Origin of the sequence: Citrobacter sp. Ce119 (genome assembly GCF_030334525.1) — a bacterium.
GTDB classification, from domain to species: domain Bacteria; phylum Pseudomonadota; class Gammaproteobacteria; order Enterobacterales; family Enterobacteriaceae; genus Citrobacter; species Citrobacter europaeus.
On record NZ_JAOWDR010000045.1, the window covers coordinates 264,476 to 279,357 of the forward strand.

Annotated in this window: 16 protein-coding genes; 9 read left to right on the forward strand and 7 right to left on the reverse strand. The window is 53.7% G+C overall.

Annotated elements, in window-relative coordinates:
- Positions 1 to 363 carry a DUF3302 domain-containing protein gene (locus OGV80_RS07800; protein ID WP_286514410.1) on the reverse strand — a complete coding sequence of 121 codons (363 nt, stop codon included), beginning with the start codon at positions 361 to 363 and terminating at the stop codon, positions 1 to 3.
- A gap of 530 nt (positions 364 to 893) precedes the next feature.
- Here OGV80_RS07800 and mtlA point away from each other — a divergent pair.
- From mtlA to mtlR, 3 genes are all read left to right on the forward strand, one after another.
- Positions 894 to 2,810, forward strand: coding sequence for a PTS mannitol transporter subunit IICBA (gene mtlA, locus OGV80_RS07805; RefSeq protein ID WP_043018718.1), 1,917 nt, complete (start codon positions 894 to 896; stop codon positions 2,808 to 2,810).
- Positions 2,811 to 3,040: 230 nt separating this feature from the next.
- Positions 3,041 to 4,189, forward strand: a complete 1,149-nt coding sequence (mtlD, locus tag OGV80_RS07810) for a mannitol-1-phosphate 5-dehydrogenase (RefSeq protein WP_047407891.1) — start codon at positions 3,041 to 3,043, stop codon at positions 4,187 to 4,189.
- On the forward strand, positions 4,186 to 4,776 hold the full coding sequence (mtlR, locus tag OGV80_RS07815) for a mannitol operon repressor MtlR (RefSeq protein ID WP_005120486.1): 591 nt from the start codon (positions 4,186 to 4,188) through the stop codon (positions 4,774 to 4,776). The genes mtlD and mtlR overlap by 4 nt, the downstream gene beginning before the upstream one ends.
- Positions 4,777 to 4,788: 12 nt before the next feature.
- On the opposite strand, the gene OGV80_RS07820 is transcribed toward mtlR, so the two are convergent.
- Complete coding sequence (locus tag OGV80_RS07820; RefSeq protein ID WP_003827334.1) at positions 4,789 to 4,995, reverse strand: hypothetical protein; 207 nt, start codon at positions 4,993 to 4,995, stop codon at positions 4,789 to 4,791.
- 292 nt (positions 4,996 to 5,287) lie between these two features.
- On the opposite strand from OGV80_RS07820, the gene OGV80_RS07825 reads away from it, so the two are divergent.
- The 6 genes from OGV80_RS07825 to trmL all read left to right on the forward strand — a co-directional run bounded on the left by OGV80_RS07825 (position 5,288) and on the right by trmL (position 11,584).
- Complete coding sequence (locus tag OGV80_RS07825; protein WP_043018722.1) at positions 5,288 to 5,650, forward strand: YibL family ribosome-associated protein; 363 nt, start codon at positions 5,288 to 5,290, stop codon at positions 5,648 to 5,650.
- 262 nt (positions 5,651 to 5,912) lie between these two features.
- Positions 5,913 to 7,568 (forward strand): L-lactate permease, encoded by a 1,656-nt coding sequence (gene lldP / locus OGV80_RS07830; RefSeq protein ID WP_003827332.1) that lies wholly within the window; start codon positions 5,913 to 5,915, stop codon positions 7,566 to 7,568.
- On the forward strand, positions 7,565 to 8,341 hold the full coding sequence (gene lldR, locus OGV80_RS07835) for a transcriptional regulator LldR (RefSeq protein WP_286514415.1): 777 nt from the start codon (positions 7,565 to 7,567) through the stop codon (positions 8,339 to 8,341). Before lldP ends, lldR begins: the two co-directional genes overlap by 4 nt.
- Entirely contained in the window at positions 8,338 to 9,528 is a 1,191-nt protein-coding gene (gene lldD, locus OGV80_RS07840) for an FMN-dependent L-lactate dehydrogenase LldD (RefSeq protein WP_075145481.1), read from the forward strand. The genes lldR and lldD overlap by 4 nt, the downstream gene beginning before the upstream one ends.
- A 195-nt stretch (positions 9,529 to 9,723) precedes the next feature.
- Positions 9,724 to 11,064, forward strand: a complete 1,341-nt coding sequence (locus OGV80_RS07845; RefSeq protein ID WP_286514417.1) for an MFS transporter — start codon at positions 9,724 to 9,726, stop codon at positions 11,062 to 11,064.
- Positions 11,065 to 11,110: 46 nt separating this feature from the next.
- Positions 11,111 to 11,584: a tRNA (uridine(34)/cytosine(34)/5-carboxymethylaminomethyluridine(34)-2'-O)-methyltransferase TrmL gene (trmL, locus tag OGV80_RS07850; RefSeq protein ID WP_043018725.1), complete on the forward strand. Its 474-nt coding sequence runs from the start codon at positions 11,111 to 11,113 to the stop codon at positions 11,582 to 11,584.
- Positions 11,585 to 11,677: 93 nt separating this feature from the next.
- On the opposite strand, the gene cysE is transcribed toward trmL, so the two are convergent.
- The 5 genes from cysE to OGV80_RS07875 form a co-directional block, all read right to left on the reverse strand.
- Positions 11,678 to 12,499: a serine O-acetyltransferase gene (gene cysE, locus OGV80_RS07855; protein WP_016154965.1), complete on the reverse strand. Its 822-nt coding sequence runs from the start codon at positions 12,497 to 12,499 to the stop codon at positions 11,678 to 11,680.
- A 77-nt stretch (positions 12,500 to 12,576) separates the two neighbouring features.
- A complete protein-coding gene (gpsA, locus tag OGV80_RS07860; RefSeq protein WP_043018726.1) occupies positions 12,577 to 13,596 on the reverse strand; it encodes an NAD(P)H-dependent glycerol-3-phosphate dehydrogenase in 1,020 nt (339 codons plus the stop codon).
- A complete protein-coding gene (gene secB, locus OGV80_RS07865; RefSeq protein ID WP_003024155.1) occupies positions 13,596 to 14,063 on the reverse strand; it encodes a protein-export chaperone SecB in 468 nt (155 codons plus the stop codon). Before secB ends, gpsA begins: the two co-directional genes overlap by 1 nt.
- A 46-nt stretch (positions 14,064 to 14,109) precedes the next feature.
- Positions 14,110 to 14,361, reverse strand: coding sequence for a glutaredoxin 3 (gene grxC, locus OGV80_RS07870; protein ID WP_003024152.1), 252 nt, complete (start codon positions 14,359 to 14,361; stop codon positions 14,110 to 14,112).
- A gap of 51 nt (positions 14,362 to 14,412) precedes the next feature.
- Positions 14,413 to 14,844, reverse strand: coding sequence for a rhodanese-like domain-containing protein (locus OGV80_RS07875; RefSeq protein ID WP_005120473.1), 432 nt, complete (start codon positions 14,842 to 14,844; stop codon positions 14,413 to 14,415).
- Positions 14,845 to 14,882: the final 38 nt, after the last annotated feature.

A 14,882-nucleotide genomic window follows, 5' to 3' on the forward strand; every position in this document is an offset into this window, starting at 1 on the left:
TTAAATCTCCGGAAAGGTGGAGTTATCGGTTTTATTCTCCCCATCCAGTCTTTTTTCCAACTGGCTGATGCGCGCTGCCAGCGCAGCAATCTCGGGGTCTGGATCCTGTCCGGTCGACGTGATGTGTGACTGCATGCCCCAGCCACGCTCAGGCTGGTAGAGCGTCGCCCAAATCCACAGGAATGGCCAAATAACATGCAATGTAAAAAGACTCACCCATCCCGCCGTGTGGATGGCATCGGCATGAGGATGGTTGCGCTTCTTAGCCATGTTATATGGGATATCGTGGATGGCGATGATTCCATAAAACAGCACCAGAAATACGAAGATCAGCACGCCCAACGCGAAATAATTAAGAAACATACCTGCCTCGAATTCACGCTAATTAGAGTTTTTTTATGCCGGCAGCCGTATGCACCCAGGCTGATGTTTTGAACATAACTGCAGTTTGGGGTTTTCGCCATACCACAAAAAAAATATTTTTTCTGGTGAGAAGTTGCTTTCTTTTGCAATAAAAATGTCGGGGGTAGAACCTGCTGTAGATCACATCCGGGCAAATGCAGATAAAAATACTTTGCGATCTACATCACAAAGATTCAACAAACAGCAAAAGCAAAAATGTGAATCAGTTCACATTTACCCCTAGTTTTTGGCGAATTCGGATCCAGTGATGTTTTTTTGTACTGGTATTTTGTGATTAAGGTCACATTAACTAGCGCCCCACACCCTATATTTACGTGACGGAAGTCACACAAAAGGGCGTCGACTGGACAGTTGAACGATTCAGTGCCAGATTTCGCAGTATCTACAGGGTCCGGCTACCTCCTGCCGCTACATTAACAAACCTCGGGCTTTCAGCCTGCGCGATAGCAAACATAAGAAGGGGTGTTTTTATGTCATCCGATATTAAGATCAAGGTGCAAAGCTTTGGTCGATTCCTCAGCAACATGGTGATGCCAAATATCGGCGCGTTTATCGCGTGGGGTATTATCACCGCATTATTCATTCCGACAGGGTGGTTGCCGAACGAAACGCTGGCGAAGCTTGTCGGCCCAATGATCACCTATCTGCTGCCGCTACTGATCGGTTATACCGGTGGTAAGCTGGTTGGCGGCGAGCGTGGCGGCGTGGTTGGTGCTATCACCACCATGGGCGTTATCGTCGGTGCTGATATGCCAATGTTCCTCGGCGCGATGATCGCAGGTCCGCTGGGCGGCTGGGCTATCAAACATTTCGACAACTGGGTAGACGGTAAGATCAAGTCCGGTTTTGAGATGCTGGTGAATAACTTCTCCGCAGGCATCATCGGGATGATCCTCGCCATTCTGGCATTCCTTGGCATTGGCCCATTGGTTGAAGCACTGTCCAAAATCCTGGCGGCAGGCGTTAACTTCATGGTTGTCCATGACATGCTGCCGCTGGCGTCTATCTTCGTTGAACCGGCGAAAATCCTGTTCCTCAATAACGCCATCAACCACGGTATTTTCTCACCGCTGGGTATTCAGCAATCCCATGAGATGGGCAAATCCATCTTCTTCCTGATTGAAGCTAACCCGGGTCCGGGTATGGGCGTCCTGCTGGCATACATGTTCTTCGGTCGCGGCAGCGCTAAGCAGTCTGCGGGCGGCGCGGCAATCATTCACTTCCTGGGTGGTATCCACGAAATTTACTTCCCGTACGTGCTGATGAACCCACGTCTGATTCTGGCCGTTATCCTTGGCGGTATGACTGGCGTATTTACCCTGACTATCCTGAACGGCGGTCTGGTTTCTCCGGCCTCTCCGGGTTCTATCCTGGCCGTGCTGGCAATGACGCCGAAGGGGGCTTACTTCGCTAACATCGCCGCTATCTGTGCAGCAATGGCGGTCTCCTTTGTAGTCTCAGCCATTCTGCTGAAAACCAGCAAAGTGAAAGAAGATGATGACATTGATGCTGCCACACGTCGTATGCACGACATGAAAGCGGAATCTAAAGGCGCATCTCCGCTGGCGGCTGGCGACGTGACTAACGACCTGAGCCATGTGCGTAAAATCATCGTTGCCTGCGATGCCGGTATGGGTTCCAGCGCCATGGGTGCGGGCGTACTGCGTAAGAAAGTGCAGGATGCCGGTCTGTCTCAAATTTCTGTCACCAACAGCGCGATTAACAATCTGCCGCCGGATGTGGATCTGGTCATTACCCACCGTGACCTGACCGAACGTGCGATGCGCCAGGTGCCTCAGGCACAGCACATTTCGCTGACCAACTTCCTCGACAGCGGTCTGTACTCCAGCCTGACCGAACGTCTGGTTGCTGCACAGCGCCACAACGTGAATGAAGTGAAAGTCCGCGATCACCTGAAAGACAGCTTTGAAGAGGGTGATACCCACCTGTTCAAGCTGGGTGCGGAGAATATCTTCCTTGGCCGTAAAGCCACTAACAAAGAAGAAGCAATTCGCTTTGCCGGCGAGCAACTGGTGAAAGGTGGTTACGTTGAGCCAGAATACGTTGAGGCAATGCTGGACCGTGAAAAACTGACCCCGACTTACCTCGGCGAGTCCATCGCAGTACCGCACGGTACGGTTGAAGCCAAAGACCGCGTGCTGAAAACCGGTGTGGTGTTCTGCCAATACCCGGAAGGCGTTCGCTTCGGTGAAGAAGAAGACGATATTGCCCGCCTGGTTATTGGTATCGCAGCACGTAACAACGAGCACATCCAGGTGATTACCAGCCTGACCAACGCTCTGGATGATGAATCTGTGATCGAACGTCTGGCCCATACCACCAGCGTGGATGAAGTTCTGGAATTGCTGGCGGGTAAAAAAGCTTAACGCTTAAGTATCTCCAAAATAGTTCGAGCTGCAGGAAGGCGGCAACGCAGTGAATCCCCAGGAGCGTACATAAGTACGTGACTGGGGTGAGCGAGGAGAGCCAACGCATCTGCAGTTCGAAATATGAAGGCGATATCCTCTCCCTTGTGGAGAGGGTTAGGTTGAGGGGAAATCTATGCAGTCCCTCACCCCAGCCCTCTTGGGTAAAAACATTAATGAAGGTTAATACTATGAAAGCATTACATTTTGGCGCAGGTAATATCGGTCGTGGCTTTATCGGCAAATTGCTGGCGGACGCGGGGATACAGCTGACGTTCGCGGATGTAAACCAGGTTGTGCTCGATGCCCTGAATGCCCGTCATAGCTATCAGGTTCATGTGGTGGGTGAAAACGAGCAGGTTGATACCGTCTCCGGCGTCAACGCCGTGAGCAGCATCGGCGATGATGTCGTCGACCTGATTGCCCATGTAGATTTAGTCACTACCGCCGTCGGTCCGGTCGTGCTTGAGCGTATCGCTCCGGCCATCGCCAAAGGGCTGGTTAAACGCAAGGCACAGGGCATAGCTACTCCGCTAAATATCATCGCCTGTGAAAACATGGTGCGCGGAACGACCCAGTTGAAAGGCCATGTAATGAACGTGCTGGCAGATGAAGACAAAGCCTGGGTTGAAGAACATGTTGGCTTCGTCGATTCCGCCGTGGACCGTATTGTTCCTCCTTCAGCCTCTGCGACCAATGACCCGCTGGAAGTTACCGTTGAAACCTTCAGTGAGTGGATTGTCGACAAAACGCAGTTTAAAGGCGAATTGCCGAACATCCCGGGAATGGAATTAACTGATAACCTGATGGCATTTGTCGAACGTAAACTCTTCACGCTGAACACCGGGCATGCTATAACCGCGTACCTCGGAAAATTGACCGGTCATCAGACCATCCGTGACGCGATTCTCGACGAGAAAATCCGCGCAGTGGTAAAAGGTGCGATGGAAGAGAGCGGCGCGGTACTGATCAAACGCTATGGCTTTGATGCAGCAAAACATGCGGCATACATTCAGAAAATCCTCGGTCGCTTTGAAAACCCGTATCTGAAAGATGACGTTGAGCGCGTGGGTCGTCAGCCGCTGCGTAAGCTGAGCGCGGGCGATCGTCTGATTAAACCGCTGCTGGGCACGCTGGAGTATGCTCTGCCGCACGCCAATCTGGTCACCGGTATTGCCGCTGCAATGCACTATCGCAGTGAGGAAGATCCGCAGGCACAGGAACTGGCCGCGCTGATTGACGAAAAAGGTCCACAGGCCGCGCTGGCGCAGATCTCCGGCCTGGATGCCAACAGTGATGTGGTGGCGGAGGCGGTTAACGCATATAACGCGACCAAATGATAGAGAATGTGGCGCAGGTCAGCCTGCGCCCAAATGACAGATTGTCAGATATGCAGGCAATAATGGAACAAACGCAGGCCTTTGAAAATCGTGTGCTTGAGCGTCTGAATGCTGGCAAAACCGTACGCAGCTTCCTCATCACCGCCGTAGAACTGCTCACCGAGGCGGTGAATATTCTTGTGCTTCAGGTATTTCGCAAAGACGACTATGCGGTGAAATATGCTGTAGAACCGCTGCTTGACGGCGATGGTCCGCTGGGCGATCTTTCCGTTCGCCTGAAGCTCATCTACGGTCTGGGCGTACTCAGCCGGCCGGAGTATGAAGACGCGGAGCTTCTGATGGCGCTGCGGGAAGAGTTAAACCATGACGGCAATGAATATGCGTTCACCGACGACGAAATTCTTGGTCCGTTTGGCGAACTCCACTGCGTGACGGCACTCCCGCCGCCACCGCAGTTTGATACCTCAGACTCAGGTCTGCACGCGATGCAGATCCAGCGCTACCAGCAGATGGTGCGCTCCACGATGGTACTTTCCCTGACCGAGCTGATTTCTAAAATCAGCTTAAAAAAAGCCTTTCAAAAATAAGACCCTGCAGGCTTACTTCTCTTCCTGCTGCGGTCGATAAAGCTGCCGATAGTACGCCAGACGTTGCAGATACAGCTGCGCATTCTCCTGCGGTATTTCAGAAGGGACAACGTTGCGCGGTGGTGTTTTATTCAGATACTCGCGAAAAGCCTGGCTTGAAGCCATAAAATCGACCGTCTTATCAATAAGGACCGAAACGTTCTCACCTATTTTCGCCATAATCTTCCCTCCTCCATGTATTAACCACGCTCAGCCTGCGCGGTTGATCATTTAAGTTTAGGATCGGTTGGGCAATTACATTGAGGAAAACGTGCTTCATTATGAACCCGCCAATAAAAAGCGCCATGGCCGATCTTATCGCTTAAAATTCCTTATTAATCAAAATGGTAGTATTTTCATTAGCTGAATAATACTTGCGGCATTTGATTATTTATCTTCGATTAGTTGTGAATAATCCCGCTCTGCGCGCATACTATAGGATATTCATCCTATTTTTATCAGAAGCTATCCTATGAAAGAAGTCGAAAAAAACGAAATTAAACGCCTGAGCGATCGTCTGGACGCTATCCGCCACCAGCAGGCTGACCTGTCTCTGGTTGAAGCCGCCGACAAATATGCCGAGCTGGAACAAGAGAAAGAAACTCTGGAAACCGAGATTGCGCGTCTGCGTGAAGTCCATGGCCAGAAGCTGAGCAAAGAAGCGCAAAAGCTGACGAAACTCCCTTTCCGTCGCGCCATCACCAAAAAAGAGCAGGCGGATATGGGCAAGCTGAAGAAGAGCGTGCGCGGCCTGATTGTCGTTCACCCGATGACCGAGCTTGGCCGTGAAATGGGCCTGAAAGAGATGACGGGCTTCGCGAAGAGCGAGTTCTAATCTCCCACCGGGCAACATCCGCTTGCCCGGTCCTTCATTTCACCTCGCAATTGGCCCTACCAATTTCAGTCAGATCCTACCAGCACCTCACATTTCATTAAAATGCGCGTACAATACCGTTGCCAATAGATAACATTTGATTAACCATTCATTGTCATTACCCCTACACAACAATATTGGCAGGGCCACTTTTACACATAATGTGACCTGGAGATGAGCACAGACTCATTCCATTATGTCGGCGGCCCCCAGGAGACCTGCAATGAATCTCTGGCAACAGAACTACGACCCGGCCGGTAACATCTGGCTTTCCAGTTTGATCGCATCGCTCCCTATCCTGTTCTTTTTCTTCGCCCTGATTAAGCTCAAGCTGAAAGGCTATGTTGCGGCATCATGGACGGTGGTGATTGCTTTGTCGGTCGCCCTGCTGTTTTACAAAATGCCGGTCGATCACGCTCTGGCTTCCGTGGTCTACGGCTTCTTCTATGGTTTGTGGCCGATTGCCTGGATCATTATCGCCGCGGTATTCGTCTATAAAATCTCGGTGAAAACCGGACAGTTCGACATCATCCGCTCATCGATACTCTCGATTACCCCGGACCAGCGTCTGCAAATGCTGATTGTCGGTTTCTCCTTTGGTGCCTTCCTCGAAGGAGCAGCAGGCTTTGGCGCTCCGGTAGCGATTACCGCCGCGCTGCTGGTAGGCCTCGGCTTTAACCCACTGTACGCGGCAGGTTTGTGCTTGATCGTAAATACTGCGCCGGTCGCTTTTGGCGCAATGGGCATTCCGATTCTGGTTGCCGGTCAGGTGACCGGACTGGACAGCTTCGAGATTGGCCAGATGGTGGGCCGTCAGTTGCCGTTCCTGACCATTATCGTGCTGTTCTGGATTATGGCGATTATGGATGGCTGGCGCGGCGTAAAAGAGACCTGGCCTGCGGTGATGGTCGCTGGAGGCTCGTTTGCTATCGCGCAGTACCTCAGCTCTAACTTTATCGGACCGGAGCTGCCAGACATCATCTCTTCTCTGGTTTCGCTGGTCTGCCTGACGCTGTTCCTGAAACGCTGGCAGCCAGTACGCATCTTCCGCTTTGGCGATATGGGCGCTTCGCAGGTCGATATGGACCTGTCGCGCACCCGCTACACCGCAGGACAAGTGGTACGCGCCTGGTCTCCGTTCCTGTTCCTGACCGCCACCGTCACGCTGTGGAGCATACCGCCGTTTAAAGCGCTGTTTGCGCCCGGCGGCGCGATGTACCACTGGGTGGTCAATATTCCAGTCCCGTTCCTCGACAAGCTGGTTGCCCGTATGCCGCCGGTCGTACACGAAGCCACAGCCTACGCGGCGGTGTACAAATTTGACTGGTTCTCTGCGACCGGTACCGCGATCCTGTTTGCCGCCCTGCTGTCTATCGTCTGGTTGAAGATGAAGCCGTCTGCTGCGCTGCAAACCTTTGGCAGCACGCTGAAAGATCTGGCGCTGCCTATTTACTCCATCGGCATGGTGCTGGCGTTCGCGTTTATCTCTAACTACTCAGGTCTTTCATCAACCCTGGCATTGGCCCTGGCGCACACCGGCAGCGCGTTTACTTTCTTCTCGCCGTTCCTCGGCTGGCTGGGGGTATTCCTGACCGGGTCCGACACCTCATCAAACGCACTGTTTGCCGCCCTGCAGGCCACGGCCGCTCAGCAAATCGGCGTATCAGACGTACTGATGGTGGCGGCAAATACCACCGGCGGCGTGACCGGCAAGATGATCTCTCCACAATCTATCGCTATTGCCTGTGCGGCAGTGGGATTAGTGGGGAAAGAATCTGACCTGTTCCGCTTTACCGTGAAGCACAGCCTGATTTTCACCTGCATGGTGGGTGTGATCACCACGCTGCAGGCCTATGTCTTAACCTGGATGATTCCATGATAGTGATGCCCAGACGCCTGTCAGACGAAGTCGCATCTCGTGTGCGGGCGCTGATTGAAGAACAACAGCTGGAGGCGGGCATGAAGTTGCCCGCTGAGCGTCAGCTGGCCGTACAGCTCGGCGTCTCGCGCAACTCGCTGCGTGAGGCGTTAGCAAAGCTGGTGAGCGAAGGCGTACTGATTAGCCGTCGTGGCGGCGGGACGTTTATCCGCTGGCAGCATGAGGCCTGGTCTGAACAAAACATCGTTCAGCCGCTGAAGAGCCTGCTGGCGGACGATCCCGACTACAGCTTCGATATTCTGGAAGCCCGCCACGCCATTGAAGCCAGCACCGCCTGGCACGCAGCGATGCGGGCCACCGCCGCCGACAAAGAGAAAATCAGGCTCTGTTTCGACGCCACGCAAAGCGAAGATCCGGATCTCGCCTCACAGGCTGACGTGCGCTTTCATCTCGCCATTGCGGAGGCCTCGCACAACGTGGTGCTGTTGCAGACCATGCGCGGTTTCTTCGACGTATTGCAGTCTTCGGTTAAACAGAGCCGCCAACGTATGTACCTCGTGCCCCCCGTATTTTCACAACTGACGGCGCAGCATCAGGCAGTGCTGGACGCCATTGTCGCCGGCGATGCCGACGGGGCGCGTAAGACCATGATGGCGCACCTTAGTTTTGTCCACACCACGATTAAACGATTTGATGAAGATCAGGCCCGCCAGGCGCGTATCACCCGCCTGCCCGGTGACTCTGGTGAAAATAGCAGGGAGAACAACACATGATTATTTCAGCAGCCAGCGACTATCGCGCCGCAGCCCAGCGCATCCTACCCCCTTTCTTGTTCCATTATATTGACGGTGGGGCGTATGCCGAGCACACCTTGCGCCGTAACGTGGCAGACCTGTCGGAAGTGGCGCTGCGCCAGCGCGTGTTGAAGAATATGTCCGACCTGAGCCTGGAAACAAAGCTGTTCAACGAAACGCTTTCCATGCCGGTGGCCCTCGCGCCTGTCGGACTGTGCGGCATGTACGCACGCCGGGGGGAAGTTCAGGCCGCCGCCGCTGCTGACGCTAAAGGCATTCCGTTTACGCTTTCCACGGTCTCCGTATGTCCTATTGAAGAAGTCGCCCCGACCATCAAGCGTCCGATGTGGTTCCAGCTGTATGTCCTGCGCGATCGCGGCTTTATGCGTAACGCCCTGGAGCGCGCCAAAGCAGCGGGTTGCTCCACGCTGGTCTTTACCGTCGATATGCCTACGCCCGGCGCACGTTACCGTGACGCCCATTCCGGTATGAGCGGTCCAAATGCGGCACTGCGTCGCTACTGGCAGGCAGCCACTCATCCACAGTGGGCATGGGACGTTGGCCTGAACGGTCGCCCGCATGATTTAGGCAATATCTCGACCTATCTTGGCAAACCCACCGGCCTTGAGGATTACATCGGCTGGTTGGCGAATAATTTCGATCCGTCGATTTCCTGGAAAGACCTCGAGTGGATCCGTGAATTCTGGGACGGCCCGATGGTGATCAAAGGGATCCTCGATCCGGAAGATGCTCGTGATGCAGTCCGTTTCGGCGCGGATGGCATTGTCGTTTCTAACCATGGTGGCCGCCAGTTAGATGGTGTGCTGTCTTCTGCTCGCGCGCTGCCCGCCATTGCCGATGCGGTGAAGGGCGATATCACCATTCTGGCCGATAGCGGGATCCGCAACGGTCTGGACGTTGTGCGCATGATTGCGCTGGGCGCGGATAGCGTGCTGCTGGGGCGGGCCTATCTGTACGCGCTGGCGACCCACGGCCAGGCCGGGGTGGCGAATCTGCTGAATCTGATCGAGAAAGAGATGAAAGTGGCAATGACCCTGACCGGTGCGAAGTCGATTAGCGAAATCAGCGGTGATTCGCTGGTACAGGAACTGGGTAAGAGCCTGCCTGCCGCGCTGGCACCTCTGGTCCAGGGTAGCGCAGCGTAACAACACTTCATAAAACCCTATTTCCTGAATGGTCGGCCTGTTCTCAGCCCGACCATTTTTTATCCAAAAATAACGACCAGTTAACATTTACAACCAATATATTTGACAACTTTTTATCCACCTGCCAAATGTATATACAAGCTAATACAAGAGCGATTTATACAGATAACAACCATCATAACGGGCGAGGGTGACATGGCTTATTCCGGTAAAGTGAATATCCAGCAGGCGATAGATGATAGTCCTTTTTCGCGCTTCCATTGGGTCATTATTGTCCTGGGATTTCTGGTTTTAGCCATTGACGGCTTCGATACCGCGGCGATGGGTTATATTGCTCCCACGCTCTCAGCCGACTGGGGCATCAAGAAGCAAGATCTCGGACCGGTGTTAAGCGCCGCGCTATTAGGCCTGTCATTTGGCGCCCTGCTCGCCGGACCGATTTCCGATCGTATGGGCCGTAAGCGTGTCCTGGTCTTTTCCTGTCTGTTCTTTGGCCTCGCCAGTCTGGGAACCGCCTATGCCCAGACGCTGAATATGCTCACATTTTGGCGTTTTCTCACTGGACTTGGGCTTGGCGCGGCAATGCCCAACGCCATCACCCTGGTGTCAGAATTCGCCCCGAAACGCTGTCGTTCAATGGCGATTAACACCATGTACTGCGGCTTTCCGTTAGGTGCTGCGGGCGGCGGCGTAATCTCCTCCTGGCTTATTCCCAATTACGGCTGGCACAGTGTTCTGCTTGCCGGTGCGATCGCCCCGCTGGCCCTCACCGTACTGTTGGTGCTGTTCCTGCCGGAGTCGGTGAAGTATCTGGTTCACCGCGGTAAAGGGGTGGCACAGGTTAAACGCATTGCTCAACGTTTTATGTCGGGAAATCTGGAACAGGTTACTCAGTTTTATCTGGATGAAGACCGCGTCACGATCAAAAAAGGCAGCGTGGCGCAGCTATTCAGTATGCCCTGGCTGCCGGGCACGCTGATGCTCTGGACGACCTACTTTATGGGGCTGGTTATCTATTACGTGCTGCTGAGCTGGATGCCAACGCTGATGCTGGGCATGGGCTATCCGCTGGCTGAATCCGCCTGGCTGACGTCACTGTTTACCTTCGGCGGTACCGCAGGGATCCTGCTGGCCGGTTGGTTAATGGACCGTTGGGAAGCGCATAAAGTGGTGTCACTCGGCTTTATGCTGACGATGCTGTTTGCCCTCGCTCTCGGGTTTGAACACAACCATATCATCCTGTTCGGCGCACTGATCTTCCTGATGGGGATTACCATGAACGGCGCGCAGTCCGGGCTACAGACGCTGGCTGCAACGTTTTATCCAACCCACTGCCGCGCAACGGGCATTGCCTGGATGCAGGGCGTGGGCCGCTTCGGCGGCGTAGCCGGAACGATGATGAGCGCCCAGATGCTTTCCCTGCAATGGCAAGCAGACAGTATCTTAATGTTCCTCAGCCTTCCGGCTTTGGTCGCCGCTGCCGCGACGATTTACAAGCTGCAACGCTATAAACCGCACGCGCTGACCGTCGCATAGTACCGGCTCTTTCTGCTATTCTGCCCCCCGTTATTAAGGGGGCAGTATGCTTAACATCGTTTTATTCGAACCAGAAATCCCGCCAAATACCGGCAATATTATCCGTCTTTGCGCCAACACCGGTTTTCGTCTGCATATTATTGAGCCAATGGGCTTTACCTGGGACGATAAGCGCCTGCGTCGCGCGGGGCTGGATTACCATGAATTTACCGCCGTGCTTCGCCACCCTGATTACGCCGCCTTCGTCGCTGCAGAACATCCGCAACGTTTGTTTGCCCTGACCACCAAAGGTACGCCAGCGCATAGCGCGGTAAGCTATCAGGACGGAGATTATCTGATGTTTGGCCCGGAAACCCGCGGCCTGCCAGCCAGCATCCTCGATGCGCTGCCTGCCGAACAAAAAATTCGTATTCCGATGATGCCGGACAGTCGCAGCATGAACCTGTCAAATGCGGTGTCGGTGGTGGTGTATGAGGCCTGGCGCCAGTTAGGTTATCCCGGCGCGGTATTACGGTCGTAAAAGAATTAAATGCCGGATGGCGGCTACACCTTATCCGGCCTACAAATACCACGTAGGCCCGGTAAACGCAGTGCCACCGGGCATGGCTCGAAATCAGATGCCATCGCCGTATTCGAAAGTATGATGAATCCCATTGAAATGCTGATCCATATCCATGGACGGCTTATCGCTGTCTGGCTTACCAACGATGCGTGCCGGAACGCCTGCCGCGGTAGTGTGCGGAGGGACCGGCTGTAAAACCACGGAACCTGCGCCAATCTTCGCGCCGCGTCCGACTTCAATGTTGCCAAGAATTTTTGCTCCTGCGCCAATCATCACCCCTTCACGAATTTTCGGATGACGATCGCCGCCGGCTTTACCGGTCCCGCCGAGCGTAACGGATTGCAAAATAGAGACGTCGTTTTCAATCACGGCGGTTTCACCCACCACAATACCGGTGGCGTGATCGAGCATGATCCCACGGCCAATTTTTGCCGCCGGGTGAATATCTACCTGGAAGCTAACGGACACCTGATTTTGCAGGAAGATCGCCAGTGCCTGACGCCCCTGATGCCACAGCCAGTGACCAATACGGTAGGCCTGAAGCGCATGAAAACCCTTCAGGTACAGAAGTGGGGTGGAATATTTATCGACAGCCGGGTCACGCGTACGTACCGCCTGAATATCACAGGCCGCTGAGGCAATCATTTCAGGATCGGCGGCGTAGGCCTCTTCCACGACTTCGCGAATCGCAATGGCAGGCATGATCGGAGAGGCGAGTTTATTCGCCAGCATATAGCTTAGCGCACTGCCGAGATTTTCATGCTTGAGCAGCGTTGCGTGGTAAAAACTGGCCAGCATTGGCTCACATTCCGCCAGTGCCCGGGCTTCCGCTTTAATGTTTTTCCAGACGATATCCAGTTCTTCACACGGCATTGCGTACTCCAGAAGGTAGCAAAACGACCGACCCGTTCTTCGCGGGTCGGGTCGTTATATTCAACAGTTCCTTACAGCTAGTGGCGACTCAGCTCGTCCTTGCGTGCACGGCCTAATAACGTCAATGCTGCCTCGCGCGCGTTTTTTCCGCAATACAATACTTGATAAATTTCCTCGGTTATTGGCATCTCAACACCAAAACGGTGCGCCAATTCACGAACTTCTTTTGTATTGCGGTAGCCTTCAACCACCTGACCAATCTTGTCCTGCGCGCCCTGCACGTCCATCCCCTGGCCGAGCATCATGCCAAAACGACGGTTACGTGACTGGTTGTCGGTACAGGTCAGCACCAGATCGCCCAAACCCGCCATCCCCATAAAGGTGGCAGGATCGGCACCCAGCGCCGCGCCAAGACGAGACATTTCGGTCAGACCACGGGTGATCAATGCGGTTCGCGCATTCGCGCCGAAACCAATGCCGTCAGACATCCCTGCGCCAATCGCAATGACGTTTTTCACCGCGCCGCCCAGTTGAACGCCAATGAAATCCGGGTTGCTGTACACACGGAAGCTTTTGCCGCAGTGCAGCAACTGCTGGAGATCGTCAGCAAAAGTATCATCCGTTGAGGCCAGAGATATCGCCGTCGGCATGCCCGCCGCCAGCTCTTTCGCGAACGTCGGACCGGAGATAACCGCCAGTGGAATAGAATCACCTAACGCTTCACGCGCGACGTCCTGCAGCAGGCGTCCCGTTTCCGCTTCCAGACCTTTTGTCGCCCAGACCAGCCGCGCGTCAGGGCGCATCAGCGGTTTGATGTTACGCAGCACTTCGCCAAAAACGTGGCTCGGCACTACCACCAGAATATTACGACTGGCGGCCAGCGCAGTGGCTAAGTCACTTTCCAGGCGCAGCGTTTCGGGAAAAGGCACATCAGGGAGGAACGCGACGTTGCAGCGATCGTGCTCGAGGGTCGCGATATGTTTCGGATCATGGCCCCACAGGACAACCTGATGGCCATTTCTTGCCAGGGTAATGGCAAGAGCGGTGCCGTACGAGCCGGCACCAATCACAGTCATTGAAGCATTACTTTGGTTCATCAGGCATCCTGATGTTCTTCAGTACCTTCGCCAGCTTGCTGCTGTAAATAGTTCATGAACAGCGCATCAAAGTTGACCGGCGCAAGGTTCAGTTGCGGGAATGTACCGCGTGAAACCAGGCTGGTGATGCATTCGCGGGCATACGGGAACAGAATGTTCGGGCAGTATGCGCCAAGGCAATGCGCCATCTGAGTCCCTTCAATACCACTGATGGAGAAAATACCGCCCTGCTGAACTTCGCACAGGAACGCAGTTTCTTCGCCCAGAGAAGCCGTTACGGTGACACGCAGCACTACTTCATACACATCATCTGCCAGTTGGGTAGATGCGGTATCAAGATCAAGTTTAACCTCTGGCTGCCAATCTTTCTGGAAAACATGCGGTGCATTTGGCGCTTCGAAAGACACATCCTTGGTATAGATACGTTGGATCTGGAAAGCCATTTCAGTGTTATTTTGTTCTGACATGTTGAGAAAACCCTTTAGTGTTGTCCTTTAAATACTTCGGTACGCCTTAACGCAGCAGTGGATCCAGTCCACCACGCGCATCCAACGCATACAAGTCGTCACAACCACCAATGTGCTGTGCATCAATAAAAATCTGCGGAACCGTAGTACGGCCACTGCGCTTGATCATCTCTTCGCGCTTCACGGCATCGCCGTCAATCGGAAGTTCCTGGAAACTCACACCCTTGCTGTTCAACAGCGCCTTTGCGCGATGGCAAAACGGGCAGGTTGCTTTGGTATAGATCTCAATATTGGCCATGACTTATCTCCAGTGTTCTTTTACCCTGCGGTATGAAAGAAGACGGGTAAATTACTTGCCGCGAACCAGTGGCAGGTTCTCACCACTCCAGCCCGCTACGCCGTCTTTCAGTACAGATACCTGCTCAAAACCGGCTTTAATCAGCGCAGTTGCTGAATCCTGGCATTGCATGCCTGAGCCATCAACCACAATAACAGGTTTGTTTTTGTGTTTTTCCAGCTCGCCAAAATTATTGGCTTTGATTTCGCTCGGCAGCAGGTTAGTGGAGCCTGCGATATGACCTTTACGGAAGTCGTCGCGCTGACGTAAATCCACAATCACCGCATCTTCTTTATTGATAAGACGTGTAGCTTCTCCGCGCGTAATCACCTTCACTTTCGAAGTCAGGCTCTTAAACGTGGTAAATAATACAGCCGCCAGTAACGCAATCCAGGCGATACTCAAGACAGGGTGGCGACTAACAAATTGCATAATTTCTTGCATGGGGGGTAACAACTCCCGACTCAGTGATTAAAAAACCA

What these genes read in the sequence shown, in the direction of transcription:
- lldP (WP_003827332.1), top strand. Translation starts at nt 5,913, where the DNA reads ATGAATCTCTGGCAACAGAACTACGACCCGGCCGGTAACATCTGGCTT.
- OGV80_RS07845 (WP_286514417.1), top strand. Translation starts at nt 9,724, where the DNA reads ATGGCTTATTCCGGTAAAGTGAATATCCAGCAGGCGATAGATGATAGT.
- lldR (WP_286514415.1), top strand. Translation starts at nt 7,565, where the DNA reads ATGATAGTGATGCCCAGACGCCTGTCAGACGAAGTCGCATCTCGTGTG.
- gpsA (WP_043018726.1), bottom strand. Translation starts at nt 13,596, where the DNA reads ATGAACCAAAGTAATGCTTCAATGACTGTGATTGGTGCCGGCTCGTAC.
- mtlR (WP_005120486.1), top strand. Translation starts at nt 4,186, where the DNA reads ATGATAGAGAATGTGGCGCAGGTCAGCCTGCGCCCAAATGACAGATTG.
- cysE (WP_016154965.1), bottom strand. Translation starts at nt 12,499, where the DNA reads ATGCCGTGTGAAGAACTGGATATCGTCTGGAAAAACATTAAAGCGGAA.
- OGV80_RS07820 (WP_003827334.1), bottom strand. Translation starts at nt 4,995, where the DNA reads ATGGCGAAAATAGGTGAGAACGTTTCGGTCCTTATTGATAAGACGGTC.
- OGV80_RS07875 (WP_005120473.1), bottom strand. Translation starts at nt 14,844, where the DNA reads ATGCAAGAAATTATGCAATTTGTTAGTCGCCACCCTGTCTTGAGTATC.
- OGV80_RS07800 (WP_286514410.1), bottom strand. Translation starts at nt 363, where the DNA reads ATGTTTCTTAATTATTTCGCGTTGGGCGTGCTGATCTTCGTATTTCTG.
- grxC (WP_003024152.1), bottom strand. Translation starts at nt 14,361, where the DNA reads ATGGCCAATATTGAGATCTATACCAAAGCAACCTGCCCGTTTTGCCAT.
- mtlA (WP_043018718.1), top strand. Translation starts at nt 894, where the DNA reads ATGTCATCCGATATTAAGATCAAGGTGCAAAGCTTTGGTCGATTCCTC.
- lldD (WP_075145481.1), top strand. Translation starts at nt 8,338, where the DNA reads ATGATTATTTCAGCAGCCAGCGACTATCGCGCCGCAGCCCAGCGCATC.
- trmL (WP_043018725.1), top strand. Translation starts at nt 11,111, where the DNA reads ATGCTTAACATCGTTTTATTCGAACCAGAAATCCCGCCAAATACCGGC.
- secB (WP_003024155.1), bottom strand. Translation starts at nt 14,063, where the DNA reads ATGTCAGAACAAAATAACACTGAAATGGCTTTCCAGATCCAACGTATC.
- OGV80_RS07825 (WP_043018722.1), top strand. Translation starts at nt 5,288, where the DNA reads ATGAAAGAAGTCGAAAAAAACGAAATTAAACGCCTGAGCGATCGTCTG.
- mtlD (WP_047407891.1), top strand. Translation starts at nt 3,041, where the DNA reads ATGAAAGCATTACATTTTGGCGCAGGTAATATCGGTCGTGGCTTTATC.